Source organism: Niastella populi, from assembly GCF_002078015.1.
In the GTDB taxonomy this organism is placed as follows: domain Bacteria; phylum Bacteroidota; class Bacteroidia; order Chitinophagales; family Chitinophagaceae; genus Niastella; species Niastella populi.
Genome location: NZ_LWBP01000089.1, coordinates 23,457 through 43,518 on the forward strand (window position 1 = coordinate 23,457; position 20,062 = coordinate 43,518).

The 20,062-nt window shown below is 44.5% G+C and carries 9 protein-coding genes; 4 read left to right on the plus strand and 5 right to left on the minus strand.

Annotated features, from left to right (window positions below; genetic code table 11):
• Positions 1 to 264: 264 nt before the first annotated feature.
• Positions 265 to 2,796, plus strand: a complete 2,532-nt coding sequence (locus A4R26_RS09295; RefSeq protein ID WP_081163507.1) for a TonB-dependent receptor — start codon at positions 265 to 267, stop codon at positions 2,794 to 2,796.
• Between the two features lie 82 nt (positions 2,797 to 2,878).
• Here the strand turns inward: A4R26_RS09295 and A4R26_RS09300 are convergent, their stop codons facing one another.
• Positions 2,879 to 4,147, minus strand: a complete 1,269-nt coding sequence (locus A4R26_RS09300) for a retropepsin-like aspartic protease (protein ID WP_081163508.1) — start codon at positions 4,145 to 4,147, stop codon at positions 2,879 to 2,881.
• A 95-nt stretch (positions 4,148 to 4,242) separates the two neighbouring features.
• Here A4R26_RS09300 and A4R26_RS09305 point away from each other — a divergent pair, with 95 nt between their 5' ends.
• Entirely contained in the window at positions 4,243 to 4,824 is a 582-nt protein-coding gene (locus A4R26_RS09305; protein ID WP_081163509.1) for a nitroreductase family protein, read from the plus strand.
• A 510-nt stretch (positions 4,825 to 5,334) separates the two neighbouring features.
• Here A4R26_RS09305 and A4R26_RS09310 read toward each other — a convergent pair.
• From A4R26_RS09310 to A4R26_RS09325, 4 genes are all read right to left on the minus strand, one after another.
• Complete coding sequence (locus tag A4R26_RS09310) at positions 5,335 to 6,630, minus strand: 2-oxo acid dehydrogenase subunit E2 (RefSeq protein ID WP_081163510.1); 1,296 nt, start codon at positions 6,628 to 6,630, stop codon at positions 5,335 to 5,337.
• A 37-nt stretch (positions 6,631 to 6,667) separates the two neighbouring features.
• Entirely contained in the window at positions 6,668 to 9,352 is a 2,685-nt protein-coding gene (aceE, locus tag A4R26_RS09315) for a pyruvate dehydrogenase (acetyl-transferring), homodimeric type (RefSeq protein WP_081163511.1), read from the minus strand.
• Between the two features lie 346 nt (positions 9,353 to 9,698).
• On the minus strand, positions 9,699 to 11,378 hold the full coding sequence (locus tag A4R26_RS09320) for a hypothetical protein (protein WP_133054606.1): 1,680 nt from the start codon (positions 11,376 to 11,378) through the stop codon (positions 9,699 to 9,701).
• Positions 11,379 to 11,479: 101 nt separating this feature from the next.
• Complete coding sequence (locus tag A4R26_RS09325; protein ID WP_081163513.1) at positions 11,480 to 11,947, minus strand: hypothetical protein; 468 nt, start codon at positions 11,945 to 11,947, stop codon at positions 11,480 to 11,482.
• Positions 11,948 to 13,084: 1,137 nt separating this feature from the next.
• Between A4R26_RS09325 and A4R26_RS09330 the strand changes: the two genes are divergently transcribed.
• Positions 13,085 to 14,275 carry an autotransporter outer membrane beta-barrel domain-containing protein gene (locus A4R26_RS09330; RefSeq protein ID WP_081163514.1) on the plus strand — a complete coding sequence of 397 codons (1,191 nt, stop codon included), beginning with the start codon at positions 13,085 to 13,087 and terminating at the stop codon, positions 14,273 to 14,275.
• A complete protein-coding gene (locus A4R26_RS09335) occupies positions 14,217 to 19,775 on the plus strand; it encodes a T9SS type A sorting domain-containing protein (protein ID WP_081163515.1) in 5,559 nt (1,852 codons plus the stop codon). Before A4R26_RS09330 ends, A4R26_RS09335 begins: the two co-directional genes overlap by 59 nt.
• Positions 19,776 to 20,062: the final 287 nt, after the last annotated feature.

Sequence of the window (20,062 nt, forward strand, 5' to 3'; positions counted from 1 at the left end):
ATAATATCGGTTAAAGAAATGCTCATAATGGTATAATTGGTTATTTGATTACACGAATGACTGTTAGCTAAACTACAGAATTTCTTACAGGCTTAAGCGGGTGGCTGGCTGGTAAGTTTCTGCAAAACAATATATAGCAACCGATTAAATTCACATTAATTTACTTCTAAAGCGAACGAACGCACCTTTTTTCTCGTCTAATATCGCGGCCCGGTTTTGTTGCATATATAAACCGGGGCAATACAAACAACTTTAAACTGTATAATGAAATCTGTATTTACACTGTTATTAGTGACATTTTTTTCAATATCCTTATGTGCGCAGGAGGAGAGCTTTTTACGCGATAAACCAGCTGTAGCAGGAGTTGGTAAACTGTTTGGAAGAATTGTGGATGCCAAAAACAACAAAGGCATCGATGCCGCTTCTGTACAATTATTTCATAAGAACACAAATGCCCTGGCCGGCGGCATGCTTACCAAACCGAACGGCGATTTCGATATTCTCAACCTTTCTACTACCGATACATTCCGGCTGGAGGCTACGGCCATCGGTTATGCAAAACAGGAATTGATCATCTTTTTTGATAAAACCACCAAAGGCGACGTAGTGGAGAAAGATCTTGGAAATATTAAACTCACCGCTGAATCGCAATATCTGGGCTCGGTAACTGTTGTGGCTCAAAAGCCGGCCCTGCAAATGGGCATCGACCGCAAAACATTCGACGTAGAAAAGAACCTTGCATCGGCAGGGGGTACGGGTATCGATGTAATGCGCAATATTCCTTCCGTTACTGTAGATGTCGACGGCAATATATTATTGCGGAACAATTCGCCCCAGATCTTCGTTGATGGCCGTCCTACCATACTTACCCTCGATCAGATCCCGGCCGATAACATTGAAAGGGTAGAACTGATCACCAATCCATCTGCGAAATTCGATGCAGCCAGCACCGGCGGTATCATTAATGTTGTGCTGAAAAAAAATAAAAAACTTGGCCTGAATGGTCTTGTAAGCGCAGGCATCGGGTCGCCTGAAATTTACAATGGCAATGCGGCGCTCAACTTACGCCAGGGCAAATTCAATTTTTTTGTGAGCGGAAATTACAATCAATCGGGCGGGCGGCCGAAATCGGAAACGTATCGCATCAATAAACAAAATGGCATTGTAGAGAACTACTTCAACCAGTTTGCGTTCAGCGACCGCACCCGCCGTTTTTATTCCGTTCGTTTTGGGATGGATTTCTTTTTAGATAACCGCAATACGTTTACGCTTACCCAAAACTTTGGCGCCGGCCGAAATGCCAACTATGAAGAACAAAACCAGGAATATCTCGACATTAACCAACAGGCAGAACATTTTGGTTTTCGTACATCAGACAACCGCTCGAACAACCAGCGCAGCGGCACGCAGTTAATATTCAAACATAATTTTGTCGAAAGCGGAAAATCGATCAGCGCCGATATCAATTATAACTATGGCAACAATGATGACAATACGAATATCCTGAACACCTATTCGTATCCCGATGGCAGCCAGTATGCCGCCGACAGCCGGGTACGCAACAGCGGAACGGGCAGCAATAACCAGGTCACCATTCAGGTTGATTATGTTGATCCCAACGGCGAGAACGACAAACTCGAAACCGGTGTTCGTACTTATATCAACGACTTCAACAGTATCTTCAATGCGTTTTCGTTAAACAACGGCGGCGAAACCAAATTACCGTTGAGCAATAATTACAAGTATCGCGAAATGGTGAATGCCGCTTATGTAACCTACACCGGTAAAGTGCTGGGAATCGGTTACCAGGCCGGTTTGCGTGCCGAGCATTCAAAGTTTGATGGCGAACTGGTTGACAGCGCCCGCAAATTTGGCTACCAGTTTCCCAAACAACTAAGTAATATATTCGATGCCCTGTTTCCCAGTTTGTATTTGAGTAAAACGGTAGGGGAAGGACAGGAAATACAATTGAATTACAGCCGCCGCATCCGTCGTCCCAATTTCTGGCACCTGAACCCGTTTGTAGATATAAACGACCCGTTGAACATAAGACAGGGTAACCCGGCATTGCGTCCCGAGTTCACTAATTCATTTGAATTCAACTATAATAAAACATATAACTCGGGCAGCTTTTTGGGCGTTATCTACTTCCGCAATACCGAAGGCGATATCACACGTTACAGCGATACTATTACGGCAGCCCAGTACCAGCAACTGAACAATGCAGCCATCGACCCCAGCGCAATCTTAAATACATTCATAAATGCCCAATACCAGAACAGGTGGGGATCAGAGTTGACGTTACAGCAAAAGCTGGGGCAGCACCTTGATATTACGCCAACCATCAATTTGCAATACAAAAAGGTGGTATCGAATGTCAACAATATCGATCTCAGCAATGAAGGGTTTAACATGGAAGCGAAGCTGATCATCAATTACCGCCTTGCGGCCAGATCGGCATTCCTGAACAAATGGAGTTTCCAGACTACCGCCGGTTATGAATCACCGGAAGTTGTTCCGCAGGGAAAACGCAAGGAAATGTATGGAGTAGACCTGGGAATACGGAAAGATTTCATGAAGAACAAAGCGTCGTTTACATTCAATATAAACGACCTGTTCAACTCGAGAAGACGGGGTTTTATAACCGATACCGAAAGTTTTTACCAGGATTCGTACCGCCGCTGGAATGTGCGCAGCTTCAGGGCTACGTTCACGTATAAATTCGGGAAGACCGACTTCCAGTTATTCAAACGCCATGGAGGCAACAACCACGAAGAAAATATGGAAAGGGAATAAATTCCGGCAACAGGTTCCAGGTTACAGGGCGTACATGATATCGATTGTATTTACCTGTATCCTGAAACCTGGTTACCAGTTTTCAGCGAACGAAATCGACATACATATAACGGAAATTGATCACCATCTCATTAAACTGGTTCATGATATCCTGCCCAAAGTTTCCGTAGTATAACTTATCCTTGGGCGTGGTACTGGTTGTTTTAACCGAAACATCTTTTAACACGGCGGTTTGTCCGGCCACGTTGATCTCGATCTGCGGCACCCGGTATGCTTTGGTTTTTGTGACGCCGCCAGCGCCGCCGATCTGCATATCGAATGATTTGGCTGCCGAATCGATCAGTTTTTTATAATCGCGGTAAAATGGTTCGTTCAAAAAAGTGAACTGGGCGCCGGTATCGAAAGTAAATGCCAGCGTATCGGTATTATAAGCCACCGTGATCACCGGTAATAACTCGTCTACGCCAAAATTGCGAATGTTGCGGTCAACCGCGGTTTGCGGAATTACCAGCTTGTTCTTATTGATCCTTATTTCCTGCAATTGTTCGATAATAGGGAACCCGATTATTCCTTTGATGGTATAAACACCACGGCCAAAAGAAAGCGCGCTATCGGGAAACACCATGAATACGGCGTTTTTGATAATGATGTTGCCGAGTTTCAAATCATCGGCGATGGCGAGGTTGGCATTCACCTGCAAACCGGTTATGGCCCGTACTTTAAACTTCACATTCAGCATGCGCAGGTTCGACTTACGTGCATATGATTCCGTTATAACCGACAAGTTTGCGCCTGTATCAAAAACAAAATCAAAAGTGCTGTCGGCAATACGTACGGGAATATTGATCAGTCCGGCCAGGTCGCGGCGATAGGGTATTGTCGTTTCGGTGCTGATGGCGGTAGTTTGGGGCGGAACGTTTTGCAGGCCTTTCCAGATTCGATCTGAATTGCGGGCGTCATCACGTTCATCGGCCGTCAATGCATGTTTGTATTTGCGCAGCAACAACTGTGTGGTTAAATGGGCATCGCGGTATTGGTACAGTTTAACATGGTTATCGATCTTTTTCATCAGCAGGTTGCCGGCCTGGGCATCGGTAAGTTGTTTTTTATGCTTTCCGAGCAAAATGGCAATCTCATCGTTGGAGGTTGTGAGATCGTGAAAAAAATTATGTAAGAAGGCCTGGTAATAGAGTTTTCGCCAGGCGGGTAACTGGTTGTATGTATTGCTTTGCATTTCGCGTTTCAGCGCAAAAAAATGGCGATGCCGCAACAAACTGTCGAGCTTTTTTGTATCTGTAGCGAATACCGCGGTGCTGATAAATAAACAAACAACGAATAAAAATTTGTGCATGGTCTCAAAGTTAAGCGGAAGAGGTATAAGCCCCAAAGCCGCCGTCGCGTTAAAGTCACAACATTATATAAGTCTTAACTATCTTTGCTCCTGTTATGATAAAAAGTGAATTGATCAACGAACTTATACGAACACGCCGGAGTGTGTTTACCCCACAATTTGAGCCGGGAAAAGTTATTCCCGATGAAATTATCTGGCAGGCGCTGGAGAATGCCAACTGGGCGCCCAACCATAAATTCACGGAACCCTGGCGGTTTACGGTTTTTACGGGGAACGGCTTGCAAAAACTGGCCGAACAACAGGCTGAGATCTATAAAAAATACGCCGGCGCCAAATTCAAACAAAACAAATATGAACAGATGCTGGTAACGCCGCAGCAGTGTTCGCATGTTATTGCCATTGGCTGTAAGCGGCATGCCGACCAGTTGCCTGAGATCGAAGAAATTGCGGCGGTGGCCTGTGCGGTGCAGAATATTTACTTAACGGTTTCGGCATATGACGGCCTCGGCGGTTACTGGAGCACCGGCGGAATTACGTTTATTGAAGAAGCCAAAGCGTTATTTGATCTGGGCGCCGATGACAAACTGATGGGTTTCTTTTACCTGGGTTATGTTAAGGTTCCATCTGTTTCGGGCAAACGAAAACCGGTGCAGGAGAAAGTGACATGGGTAATTTGATAATGGGATAATGGGATAATGAAATACAAAGTGGCTCGTGGATGTTAAGCGGGATCTTACTGATTTGTGGCTTTATCGATAACCGAATTTACCAAAAGGGTAGAACTGCGTGGGAATTCCGGCGCTTGCCGATGGCCGGGTTTCAGCCAGCTGTAGTGTTTTTATGGGGTTTCAGGCAGAATCTGCTGCGATGCGGGCGATTTTAAAAACCCTGAAACTGCCAGGATTGTAATAAACCGCATGCGGGAACAATTCAATTGAAATTTTTGAACCGTTTGTTGCTGCGGTAGCTGAGCCAGATAAAAACTACGGGCACTAACAGAATTAAAATCAGGGATATTAAACCAAGCATAGACTGAATTTACCAGGATTTGGATCGATTATTTAACGAAGATAGCCTTAGTTTAGTATAAGTATTTTCCCTAAAGCCGGCTAAATATGAATTTAAACCGGTTTAATTGATCTGCATCATGTTTTTATTGAAAATGCACCCCCATTATTTATTATTCCTCAGTGATACATAAACACGTTTAGCGGGTTTTCAATTACCTCGCAAATCCATCTGAGAAAACGGGCTGCATCGGCGCCATCGATCAAACGGTGATCATAACTAAGAGATAATGGAAGCATTGGTTTTGGTTTAAATTCCCCGTCTTCAAATACAGGCTGTATTTTTGCCCTTGCCACTCCTAAAATCGCAACCTGCGGATGGTAAATAAGTTGGGTAAACTGGGTACCGCCAATGCTGCCTACATTTGAAATAGCAAAGCTTCCGCCGTTCAATTCATCGGCGGATAATTTCCCGTTTCGCGCCTTTTCAGATAATTCCGTCAATTCAACAGAGATATCGATCAGATTTTTTTTATCAACATTGCGAACAACAGGAATAAGCAGCCCTCTTTCAGTATCTACAGCCACGCCAATGTGTATATATTTTTTAAGGATCAGCTCTTCATTTCCGGTATCAATCGACGCATTGAATTTCGGAAACTCTTTTAACGCTTCAGCCAGGATCTTTAATAAAACTCCTGTAATAGTTAACCTGCCGCCTTTCTCTTCAGCTAAATGATTCTTTTGTTTTACCAATTCTTCAACTTTAGCGATCTCCGCCTCATCAAAATGCGTAACATGTGGAATAATTCGCCATGATGCCGCGGTTCTTTTTGCCGTTGCTTTTCGAATACCTTTTAGCCGGCTCTTCTCAATTTCCCCCCATTGCGAAAAATCAGGTAGTCCTTCAGGGCCGGCAGCGCCTTTTAGTTTACCCTGAATTATTTCTCTGGCATATGTTATTACATCTTCTTCTACAATTTTTTCCTGTGGTCCTCGCCCCTTTATGTCATTTATATCAATTCCCAATTCTCTTGCCAGTCTTAACGCATTGGGAATTGCAGCAATGCCTTCCGAAGGTGCTTTTTCTGCCTGTTCTTTCTTTTCCTGTGATCTCTCCTTTTCAATTTCAGGTTTCTTTTCAAGTTCGCCTTCATCTACAGGTTCAGGTTCCTTTATTTCGGACTTTTCATCTTTTTCTTTTATTTCTTTCTGAGGTTGTTCCTGTTTTTCCTGTATTTCGGTATCAAGGATCAATATCACTTCACCCGGTTTTATTTCTGCATCTTTTTGCACTTTAATAGCCTTTACTTTACCTGATTCTTCAGAAGGCACTTCAACAGAAGCCTTATCGCTTTCAACGATAATAACAGACTGTCCTTTTTCAATTTCGCTTCCTTCCTGTACCAATATATCTGTTACAGTAGCCGATTCAACACCTTCTGCCACCTGGGGTAATTTTATTTCTTTCTCCATAAATTAATTTCATTTTTGAATGCCTGCATGCTGCACCTCACAACGGGTCTGCAGGGTTAGTAATTTTTCTGTCAATTCCCAAAACCTCCATTGCTTTCCCTAATTCCTCTTTATCAAACATTCCTTCTTCAAATAATCCGTACAGGGTAACGAAAACAATATGCCTGGCGTCTACTTCAAAAAAGTTGCGCAATGCCGCATTGGTATCGCTTCTGCCGAAACCGTCTGTTCCCAATGCAATAAACTTTCCCGGAAACCATTTGGCAACGGACAGCGGCAATGCTTTCAGGTAATCGCACGCAGCAACAAATATTTTCTTCCCGCTATTTTTCGTTGTATCGGTTGGAAAAAATTTTTCTATATGCGATCTCAAACTGAATTGCCCGTCAGACAGCCTGTTACCATGCTCAACATTATTGGCATTATCGTATAACTGTTTATAGCTCGTAACGCTCCAAACAGCAGCGTGTAAATTGAATTGTGCTTCCAGCATCTGTGCTGCTTTTATTACTTCGGGCAATATAGCTCCGCTACCCAAAAGATTTATAGAAACACTTCCTTCATTTTCTATTGAAGATCTGTTATAACAATACATACCATTTATAATATCCGCATCAATTCCTTCTTCGTTTGGTTTTGGAGGCATTTCGTAGGCATCGTTCATAATAGTAATATAATAGATCCAATCCTTTGCTTCAACAAACATATTCTTTATGCCTTCTCTTATTATCACGGCCAATTCATACGCAAAGGCCGGATCGTACGCTTTAACGTTGGGATATGCCAACGCAAATACATGGCTTTGTCCGTCGCAATGCTGCAATCCTTCGCCTGCAAGTGAAGTTCTGCCCGAAACACCGCCAATCATAAACCCTCTTGCACGCGCATCTGCGGCGGCCCATACAAGATCGCCGATCCGCTGGAACCCAAACATCGAATAGAAGAAAAAAACCGGAATAACAGGCAGGCCGTGATTTGCATAGGCCGTACCCGCCGCTATAAATGTCGCCATTGAACCGGCTTCAGTGATACCTTCTTCAATTATAACCCCATTTTTTTCCTCTTTATAATGAAGCAGATTTTCTTTATCAACAGGTTCATAATTTTGTTCAACGGCTGTATAAATTCCTGCCTGGCTGAATAATGAATCCAAGCCAAATGTGCGCGATTCATCCGGAATAACAGGCACAATGTACTTGCCGGCATTTTTATCTTTAAGCAATGCCGAAAGCAGCTGAATCATTACAATAGTTGTAGGCGCCTTCCTGTTATTAGACCCTTCATTGAACTTTTCAAATATTTTTTCTTCAGGCATTTGTAAAGGCTGGCTTTTGTTTTTCCGTTCAGGTAAAAAACCGCCCAGTTTTTTTCTGCATGCTACCAGGTATTTATATTCTTCACTATTCTCAGGAGGTAAATAGTAAGGAACATTTTGGATATCTTCGTCTTTTACAGGTACGCCAAATCTATCTCTGAAATATTTAAGTTCATCTTCATCAAGTATCTTTTGCTGGTGTGCAATATTGCTTGCTTCGCCCGCTTTTCCCTGGCCGTATCCTTTTACAGTTTGGGCAAGAATAACCGTTGGGCCTTCTTCATTTTCGATGGCCGCTTTATATGCCTGATAAATTTTTACCGGATCGTGACCGCCCGGCCGAAGTTTTTGTAAGTCTTCATCAGACAGTGTCGATGCAAGTTCTTTCAGGTTTTCGTTTTGTTTGAAAAAATGCTCACGAAAATAACCGATGTCTGAGGCCGCATATGTTTGCATTTGGCCGTCTGGTGTTTTATTGAGCGCCTCAATAAGTATTCCGTCCCTGTCTTTTTCAAACAGGGCATCCCATTCTCTTCCCCATAAAACTTTAATTACTTTCCATCCGGCGCCCCTGAAAATGGCTTCCAGTTCCTGAATAATTTTTCCGTTACCACGTACAGGGCCATCGAGCCTTTGAAGGTTGCAGTTTATGACAAAAATGAGATTATTCAATTTTTCTCTTGCTGCCAAAGTAATTGCACCAAGCGATTCAGGTTCGTCCATTTCGCCATCTCCTATAAATGCCCAAATATGCTGTGGGCATTTTTCTTTGAGACCTCTGTTTTCAAGATACCTGCAAAACCGTGCCTGGTAAATGGCCTGTATAGGCGTAAGCCCCATCGATACGGTGGGAAATTGCCAGTAATTACTCATTAACCGTGGGTGCGGATAGGAGGAGAGGGCTTTACCTGATTGCACTTCCAGACGAAAATTATTCAGGGTTTCTTCATCAAATCTTCTTTCTACGAAAGAGCGGGCATAAACCCCGGGTGCAGCATGCCCCTGAAAATAGATCATGTCGGCTTCACCATTGGTAATTTTAAAAAAATGGTTGAAGCCAACTTCAAACAGATCTGCAGTTGAGGAGTAGGTTGAAATATGCCCGCCAATACCTTTATTCTTTTTGTTAGCTTTTACCACCATTGCCATCGCATTCCAGCGAATAATGGCGGAAAGTTTGTATTCAATCTCTTCGTTTCCGGGATATTCCTCTTCGTTGGCCGCCAGTACCGTATTGACATAAGGGGAATGCATTTGTTCTAAACCCGGAATATTGTTTTCTGCCGCGCAGTCTTCGAGTAAACGCAATATTTCCCTGGCTCTTTCTACAGATTCATGCTGTATGATCCATTGAAATGAACTTAACCATTCCTGGTTTTCTAAAGCATACTCCCGGTGAGTTATCATTGGAAATTTTTTTTAACGATAATAATTACAGCTATGTCATGCAATGATCCTGCCATCGAAAACCCGGGAAGGGCCGATACTTCAATGGTATAATTATAGCAGCAATTAGATGCCATTTGGCAGTATTAGCAGTATTATTAATATGGGGATAGTATTACACAGCCAGGAAGCCGGCAGTTAAAGCGTATCCGAAGCAGCATCTTACAAAGGGCGAAGCACCAGAGTTGATAAGGAAAATATAAGTGAACTGATCTCCATACCACAGGCTACCCGCATTTAAAAAAATGGCAGGGGCGTCTGAAGTACCCCTGCCTTAATTAAACAAACAACTGAACGGTTTAAAATATTAATCGAATGCTAAAATATCCGAGGTCTGGCGGGCTATTTGCTCTTTCACATGTTGCTTTAACCCCAAACCGTTAAAGTGAGCATTAATATCCTTAACTGCAGCTTCTGCGGCCTGCATATCACCTGCCCGCTGGTACGATTTGGCCAGCATGTGCATGGCCAGGTGGGTAGTAATGTTATCTAATCCGCGTCCTGATTTGGATTTATCAATTACAGTTCTAAGCAACGCCTGCCCCCATTCGAAGTCGGGCCTACGGATATGAACCCTTTTTTCAGCAGTAATAGTTTTGAATGTACGTTGGGCATTTACACCTTTAATAAACTGTACATATACTGCAAGGGGGTGATCCTTGAATTTGTCGCTAAGTAATATATCCAGCGAATCATTTGCTTTTTGCAGGTAAGGTGCGTCGGACCCCATGAGAGCCAAAAGGTAACCAACATCGTTATTCAACATTATCATGGCTAATTCATTGTCCTCGACAGTGACCGGGTTGTTTACACGTATTGACAGCGTATCGGAAACGATGCGGGAGCCATCCCGGAGATAGTAAACAGCCCGCAATTGGTAATTGCCTGCCTGATCAAAAATAAATCCATTTTTACCGAAGCCAATATAAGAACTTTGATAAATGGCCGGATTTGACCCGTTCAAAACGGTATAACCTGGCTCGGCATCCATTTCAATTATAGGTTCATAAACCAGCGTTTCACCGCCGGGCTTCTTGATCCCAATTGTAATAAACCCGAAATCAGCGTACAGGTTATTGATAACCTGCTGATTCATCATGCTGGTAGTTCTAAGTTGTGTTTCGAGGTAAACCGGTTCGCCCAGCAAAAATGATCGATAGGCTTCCAGCTTCAGAACCAGGCTTGAGTTGTTTTCAACATTATCTTCAAACAGGGCCCCTATGTCAAATGCAGTAATTCTTTGTGAAAAAGGATTTCTGCTTTTTATAAGATTAAGCCTGGCCCCATGACGTAAATGCGTTAGCTCTACGGGATCGAACTGGAACGAGAATGCATTCCAGAAAGCAGATGGCCCGCCCGGATAAAACCGCGGATAGTTCATCCAGGAAAGCGAATCGGAAATATTGGGTTTGGGCGGTGTTGCATAACTTTTTTGCCAGGTATGCTGCAGATTAAAACAATGCCCCAGCTCATGTACGCAGGTGTACAATTGCTGCCTATATTTTTCAGGATCCGCTCCCGCCATATCTTTGTAAAATACGGCACATGCATGTTGTTGCAACCCTGGCCCGTTAAACTTAATACCCTGTAATTTGGGGCCGAAACTATGTTCGTGCGCATGCAGTAACCAAATAGCCCATTCCGGTTTATCTTCGTAAACACTGAAGTGGTTGATCATGGCAGTGTACAGTTCTGCATTTGTCCATTTGGCTTCAGGGCCTTTTAATTCAAGTGGAATAAAGTTGGATATTCCGGAAGAGATCATATCCACGCCGGCTTCCAGATAGGTTGAATTGATCGAAAGCACCCGTTCGGGCCCGCCTGCGGGCAATGAGCCGGTGTTATATGCAGCAAAAGGAGTTACACCTTCAATACAATCCTGCTCCAGTTGAGCTGTGCGAAAAGACCTGCCGGTATTGTTGCAAACATACATGGCGCCTGGTGTATTGGTGCTTATATGATACCATTGCATAATAGCGGGCGACAAAGCCTGAAATACAGGTGTTTGTTTAAGAATGATCCTAAGCCTTGTAAACGATGTTGGCCAGGTAGTTTTTGCCGTTGTAATAATAGTGATCAGTCCATCGGCTATTTTGGTATTGATGCTATCAGCCTGAAAAGAGCCGAAATAGGTTTGGTTTGACCAGAAATCAAAAAATAATCACCGCTTACTTTTAGTAATGGATTAAATCCGTCAATATCAATTCTCAATACAATTTCAAAAGGCCCGAACCGGCCGGTATAACTGCCGAATACTTTATTTTTTTCAATAGGGAGCGGAACTTTTTTTTCAACTACCAACTCAACGGCTTCCACACCTTCTTCCAATTCAATTTCTTCCTCAACTAACGGCGCCATTAAAGTTTCTTCCATTTCACGAAAAGCGGGCCTCTCTTTTTTTTCAGCCAATTCTTTTTTTTCTTTTGCACCAATCTTTACTTTCTTGGTGGCAGGTGTAGAAAATGTTTCGCCAATAGATGCGGCTACCGATGAAAGAGTGGGGGAATTGGGCTCAGCCAACGCATTGGAGTGCCCATTAGTTTGCAAATAGCTCATAAGTAATGTAATTAAATTTAAACAAACATTACACCACTTCGCAGGTGAGGTTTGCGCTTCATTTCAGGAGAATGAAGAACCGCATTAGGAAGATAAGAGGAGGCTTCAGGATTAAAAAAGGAAGAGTACAAATGGGGTGTAAAGGTACTGGCAAAATAAAGTCAAATGCAAAAATACTTTTGTCTTAACTTATAAAATATTTTAGAAAACTTATTCTTCAAATAAAGACCTTTTACGCATCCATCATTCCTATTGTATTATTTTCAATTCAGTAAGAGATACGCTTGAATCATTAATTGAAATGATCAGTTCCAGAAATGTAACACTTGTTACTCAAACCATTTAGTTTACATTCCTGTTATAAGCAATTGGGGCTATTCAAAAAGTCGTTACAAAAATACAATGTGCATAATTTTATAGTATAATAAGGTCTTAACTTCAAAATACTGCATTTGAGTGAAATTAAAACAACAGGCATACCTGATGAAAACTACACTTATATATACATGTGAGACACAGTAAGAAAAAAAAAGACAGTGTTCACCGTTAGTAATTTGGTTCTCATTGCTAAGATTTCGACCGCGGTCATTCCCGAAATTTTACAGCAGACTAATGCCTTGAAAACCGCCTTTTTTTCTATGAAGGATATGTGTATTTTAGTTAATCTTTCTCTGAAGTGCAGAAAACCATGAAAACAAAACAACGCTCAACCTCGTTTTTCTTTTTGGAAAAACATTTGCCTGTTATATAGGCCCTGCTTTGATCTTTTATCAACTTGATTTTATAATTAATATTATGTTAAATAGAATAGCAGGAACAAAAGGCAAAGAATATAAAGTCCTTCCTGCGCCCGGTAAGTAAAAAGTAATGGTTCTGAATAAGTGAATCCGAAACGTAAACCCAAACGGGTTGCATGTTCCTTTTTCGCTATTCATTCCCGGAACCGGAATGTCATCATTGTTCCGCTGTTCAGAGGGAATACTTCCCAACATAATAGTAGTGTACTAACACTGTTCCCCTACTTTAAGCAAGTTAATTACAACCTGATAGTAAGATACTCCTATTTCCCATTATTAGAAATGGGAAAAAAAGCGATTGCCATTCCCTTAACCGTACTTTATCTAGAATTTAACCCTTATGAAAAACATTCATCTGATCTTTATTTTTTTACTATCCGGTATTCTTATTTCAACAGCCTCGCATGGCCAAACCAGTTGGAAAGGCACCGTAAGCAGCTCCTGGAACACGGCAGCCAACTGGACTTCCGGTGTGCCCTCTTCGGGTGTAAATGTGATTATCGGAGATGAAAACTTTACAGGTAGTTATCAACCCTCCATTTCAACGCCTTCAGCCTGTTCGTCGCTTACAGTAGGCGGTGAAAAAGCGGCTACGCTTACGATCGGTAAGAACCTTACCGTAGCAGGCGCACTTACCATAACCAGCAATGGCACGGTTTCGCATGGCAAAGGCTCCGTTACCCTTTCGGGGAATTTAAGCAATAGCGGTACCTATACTACTACCAGTAACAATGCATCGATGAATTTTAGTGGGACTGCTCAAACGATCAGCGGCGCTGTTACTTCAACTTTCAGGAAAATGACCATCAATACGGGCAGCGTTGTAACCTTGGCCGCCAATATAACGGTAAGCGGCAACGGTAGCCAGCTTTTGGTAAACGGTACCCTGCAGCCGGGTGGATCACCCACCTTCCAGGCAACGGTTACCACACTGGTGGTAAATCCCAATGGCGTACTGAAAGTAAATGCCGCCACATTTGCCGCCAACTATTCAGCATCGAATGTTATATTAAATGCAGGCAGCATAGTAGAATACAGCGCTACGGCGGTTAACCAAACCATCAGCCATACGCTTACTTATGCCACCTTAAGGATCAGCGGCTCAGGAATAAAATCATTGAGTGGCAATCTGCCGGCATTGAATTCATCCAACGCTTCGGAAGGAAATATTTATGTAAACGCCGGCACGCTCGACCTGGGCGCCTATACAGCCAATCGGGGCACATCGGTTGCAGGCGGCACAATCAGTGTAGCCAACGGTGCCGTATTGAAGATCGGCGGCACAAACAGTTTTCCGGTAAACTATGCCGGCAATACATTGAGTTTGACAAGTACAGTGGAATATTCCGGCGCCAACCAAACCGTTTCGGCCAAAACCTATGGAAATCTTACATTAAGCAGTTCGGGCGGCACAGCACTAAAAACAATGCCTGCCACCGCGCTTACAATTGCCGGTAACCTTACCAGCACCCTTGGGCACGGGCACTGCGGTAAATTTTACAGCAGCTTCGGCTGTTTCAGTAAGCGGTAATGTGAGGATCGACGCCGGCACCACCTTCAATGGCGGGAGTTATATGCATACCATTACCGGCAACTGGGTAAACAATGGAACCTTTACAGGCAGCACCAGTACCATTACCTTCACAGCCGACGGTGCTGCTATCAGCGGCAACGGAACCAATAGTTTTAATAACCTTGATTTCAATGCGTCAAACATCACCGCGGCTACCGGCCTTAACTTTACCGTTTCAGGTAACTTAAGCACTTCAGGCTCGGGATCATTTACGCATTCCGGTGGCACCATTACCTTTACCGGCACCGGTAAATCCATCGTTGGCACAGGCATTTCATTCGATAATCTTACAGTATCCGGCTCCCTTTCAACAGAATCTTCTTTTGCCATTACCGGTAACCTGGCTGTAAGCAATGCTTTCACCAGCACCGGCGGAACAGTTACCATGCCCGGCAAATCGAAAACGATCAGCGGCAATGGCATCATTTCGTTTACAGGACTGGCCATAACAGGAGCAATTACCACCAACGCCAATATTTCCATTTCCGGGTCAATCGATGTAAGTGGCACGTTTAGCGCATCGGCTGGTACAACAACTTTTACCAACGCCTCCACATTGAACGGTACTGCCAATTTGAACAATGTAACCCTTAACGGTACCTCCTTACAGCTTTCTACCAATGCGGTGCTTGGTATTGCCGGTACCTATTCAGTAGCAGCCGGCTCATTAAATGTAACCAGCACCATTCCCAATACCGTTAACTTTAATGGCTCAGTTGCCCAAAATATCAATGGCGGCACCTACCATCACCTTATATTGTCAGGAGGCAATACCAAAACAGCAACAGGCGCTGTTACCGCCAATGGCGATATTGCCCTTAACAGCGGCACTACGTTTGCTGCGGGCAGTTATACGCATACTGTATATGGCAACTGGAACAATAACGGCAGCTTTACCGCGGGCTCCGGCGCTATTGCTTTTGCAGGATCAGCTGCCAACAACATAAGCGGTAACACTATATTTAATATACTTACTATTAATAAATCATCGGCCACTGCACAGGTTAGGCTGCAAAGCAATATCAGCACACCGGTTTTAAATATGACCAGCGGAATGATGCTTACCGGAATCAACACCGTAACCATTACCGGTTCGCGGACCGGCAATGGCATAATTCTGGGAAATATTCAGCGCACACACAACTTCACCACAGGCACGGCTTATGCTTTTGAAGGGCCGCAGAACACCATCACTTTTTCAGGTGTTTCGGGTGTAAGCAGTATTTCCGTATCGGTCAGAAGCGGCAGTACCGGCGATTTCCCTAATAATGGTTCAATAAACAGGGTATATAATATTTCAATCCCTTCAGGCAGCTATACAGCGGTACTGCGCCTGCATTATGAAGACAATGAACTGAATGGTAATGAAGAAGAGGCGATGATGCTGTGGAATTACAACGCTTCATGGACAGCATCGGGCAAAAGCGCTAACAGTGCCGCGTTCAATTATGTAGAGAAAAGCGATCTTACTTCGTTGAACGGTCGCTGGACGCTGTCAGATAATGCTAACGTAGTCCGGTGGAATGGTTCTGTAAGCAGCGACTGGAATACCGCCGCCAACTGGACATCGACAACAGGCCCGTCGGCCACACCGCCAACCGCTATCGACATAGTCGAAATCGGCACGGCTGCATTTATCAATCAACCGGTGATCAGCACCAATGCAACGGTTAAGAATATAACTTTCGGAAGTGCACAGGCGGTTACCCTCACCCTTGCCCCCGGCGGTTCGCTCATCTCGTCAGGTAATATCAATGGTAGCTGGAACAGTAATGTTACCCATACCATTCAAACAGGCGCGCAATCGCTCACCATCAACGGTGATTTACAACTGGGCGACGGTACAGCAGGTCATGCCATTGACCTGCATATTGGATCAGGATCGGTAAATATCACGGGAACGCTTACACAAACCAGCGGAGCTAATGTGGTGTTTTCAGGCAACGGTACTTTGTATATCGGCAGTGATTTCGATCATAGCAGCGGCACCCTAACGCCCGGGAATGGCACGGTAATATACAATGGCAGTCATACCCAGCACATTGCCGGCATCGGATACAACCACCTGCACATAAATAAAAGCGGCGGTATCGCCAATATCACTACAGGCGTTACCATTGCAGGCAACCTGGCCGTTAACGCGGGTGAGCTGAATGTAGATGCGGCCACTACAGTGACCGGTGATGTAACAATTGCCAGTGACGCCATCATGGATGGCGCTAACGTTACCCTGCTTGTAGGCGGCAATTGGGAAAACAATGGTACGTTCAAAGCTTCGGTTGGCACTATCACTTTTAATGGAACCGGTACCCAATCGATTACTGCTTCCACATTCAATAATTTTACCGTCAATAAACCTTCGGGCGCAGCATCCCTGACCGGTAACATAAGGGTAAACGGAAATACGACAATAACTGCCGGCACTATGGATCTGGCTACATATACCGCAAACCGCAGCTCATCGGGCGGAACACTTACCATTAGCAACGGCGCCATACTGAAGCTGGCGGGCGCCGGCAACTTCCCTGCCGGCTATGCAGTAAATGCGCTTGCAACCAACAGTACCGTACAGTATAATGGTACAACAACCCAAAACATTGCGGGTGTTGCCTATGGCAATCTCTTAATAAACAATGGAGGCTCCAACAATAAAACATTGGCAGCTTCAACAAGCGTAAATGGCGACCTGAACATTGCAGCCGGCGCTGCTCTCAATGCCGGTGCCTATACCCTGTCGCTTTTTGGTAACTGGATCAATAACGGCACTTTCATTCCGTCAACCGGCACGCTCCTGTTGAACGGCGCCGGCAAAACCATTACGGGCAATTCCGTTTTTAACCGGGTAACCGTGTATGGAAGCTATACTGTTGCCAACAGCGATATTACTTTTAATGGGCTCATGTTCATTACAGGCACCGGTTCTTTCTCGTGCGGTAATGGTACAATGACGGTAAACGGCGATCTTACCAACAGTGGCACCTTGACCAGTACAGGTGTTACCACTTTTACAGGTACTACCCTGCAAACCATTCGTTTGTTAGGCGCCATGGTCACCAACTCGTACGGCGTCATCAATTTTAACGGCAACGTATCACCCGTTTTGAACTCAACGAGCGCGCCAACCTATGCCAACCTGAACATCAACAATACCGCCGGTATTAATCCCAGTGTAAACTGGACGGTACTCGTATCCTGCACTGTGGGCAACGGCGCTGCATTCAACGGCGGCGTATCAACGCATACCATGGCCGGCGCCTTTACTAATAATGGTACCGTTACCAGCACGGGCACATTGAATTTTGCGCCTTCTTCGGCAGTTACCGTAAACCTCGGCAGCAATTTCAGCAGCACCGGAACTGTTGTATTCGGCGGGCCCGGCGCTACAACGCTGGCAGGAACACCCACAGCATTAAAAGATGTAGTGATTGCCAACACCAACAGCGCAGGTGTAACCTTCCCTTCCGACTGGACCATAGGCCGTAACCTTACGATCAACAGCAATGCCACATTGAACGGCGGCAACCGCAGCATTACCATAGCAGGTAATATTGAAAGCAACGGAACGCTGAACGGCGGCACTTCTACCTTCATTATGAGTTCAGCCAATGGCCAGGTATCGGGCAGTGCGGCTACGCAGTTCAATCATTTTACAGTAGCAGGAACTACAACCCTGAATTCAGATATACAGGTAGCGGGGAACTTTAGCAATAATGGCGTCTTCGATGCCAGTATAGGTAGTTTGGTAATGAATGGCACCGGAGCAGCTACTATCGGCGGAACTACTAGCCCTTCGCCTATTGGTCAGCTTGCAATAACCAAAAGCGGCAATGCGACAGTGACCCTGGCGAGGAATTTAACCAGCGTTACCAACCTGGATATTTTGAACGGTATGCTGGATGCCGGCGCATATACCATTACACAGGATGCCGGCGGCGGTGCGCTTACCATTAGTAACGGCGGCACGCTCAGGATCGGGGGCACGAACGGTTTGCCTGCTTTTTCTTCGAATACCTTCGATACGTTAAGCACGGTAGATTATGCAGGCAGCACCCAAACCATTGCTGCGGCAACACCTTATGGAAACCTTACCGTTTCGGCAACCGGTACCAAAACACCGGTGGCGGCCTTAACGATATTGAATAATTTTTCATTGACAAATGGCACATTTACCGGCGGCGCATACACGCATACCGTAGGTGGTAACTGGAATATGGCCGGCGGCGTATTTACCAATACCGGCACTACCATATTGATGAATGGAACCGGCACCCAGGACATTTACGCTACCGGTGCCTTCAATAACCTTACATGTAATAAATTAACCGGACAAGTAACCCAAAGCAGCAACGTTGCTGTAAATGGAACCCTGACATTCATCAGTGGTAAAATCTCCATCGGTAATTATAATTTAACTATCGGCAGCGCAGGCTCTATTGCCGGAGCTGCATCAAACACCGGGTATGTTATTGCCAATGGCACCGGTACCCTCATTCAACAGGTAAACAGCGGATCTTCAAAAACTTACCCCGTTGGAACCGCTTCTTATTATTCACCGGCCACCATTGCATTAACAGCATCCTCCACCACCGATAACTTAAGTGTACGGGTAATGAATGCAGTTTATATCAACGGCACGAGCGGCAACCCGGTTACTTCAGGGGTGGTCAACAATACCTGGCTCATCAGCGAAAACACGCCCGGCGGCTCCAATGCCACGGTTACTTTACAATGGCCGCAAAGCCTTGAATTAAGTGGCTTCAGCAGAACAGCATGCAGGCTGGCGCATTTTGTTTCGAATGCATGGGATAACGGGGCGGCCAATCTGTCTGCTTCAGGCGCCAACCCTTATACCGTTAACCGTTCGGCATTCACCAGCTTTTCGCCTTTTATTGTCGCGTCAGACCTTAGTGTATTACCGGTTGTATGGGTATCGGTAAGAGGTCAACGGGAGAACAATGCCAATCAAATTTACTGGACGGTTACCAACGAATACAACAACGCTTATTTTTCGGTAGAAGCCTCAACCGACGGGAATAATTTCCATGAAATTGGAAAAGTTACAGGCCGTAATAACAGGATGGGAACCGAAACGTATCATTTTACAGACAATAATAATACAGCCGTGATGTATTACCGCATTAAACAGGTTGATATAGATGGCAGGCATGAATATTCAAAGATCCTTCGAATCAACAACAGCGCTTCATCGATGCAGGTATCTTACCAAAACCCGGTAAAACAAAACGCCACTTTAACGCTTGAAGTTGACATGAGCAGCCAGGTAATAATGACAGTAATGAACACGGAAGGAAAGCAGTTGCTTAAAAAAGCGGCTTTGCTGCAGGCAGGCAGGAACCAGGTACAGCTCGATCTTTCGCGGTGGCCGGCAGGTGTGTACTACTGCAATATCCACAATACACAATTAGGAGATCAGACTTTAAGGCTCATAAAGGAATAACCTGAACTTTCATCGTTGCCCAAAGGCAACTATCTTCTGAAAATATTTGCCGTCTCTTTGAGAAAGAGTCTCGCCAGCAACGGGACTCTTTTTATTTTCCGGTATCTGGATCTCCTACCGCACGCCACATATTGGCGTTTTTTTATACATGTCTGGCATGATCATGAAGTCATAATGATAACGACTGGCGTTTTTGCTGTATATCTTTCACAGGCACAACCAGGTAAAAGCGATTTTCATAAGATAAAAAAACGCAGCCTGGAAAAGCTGCGTCAAATTGATTGAAA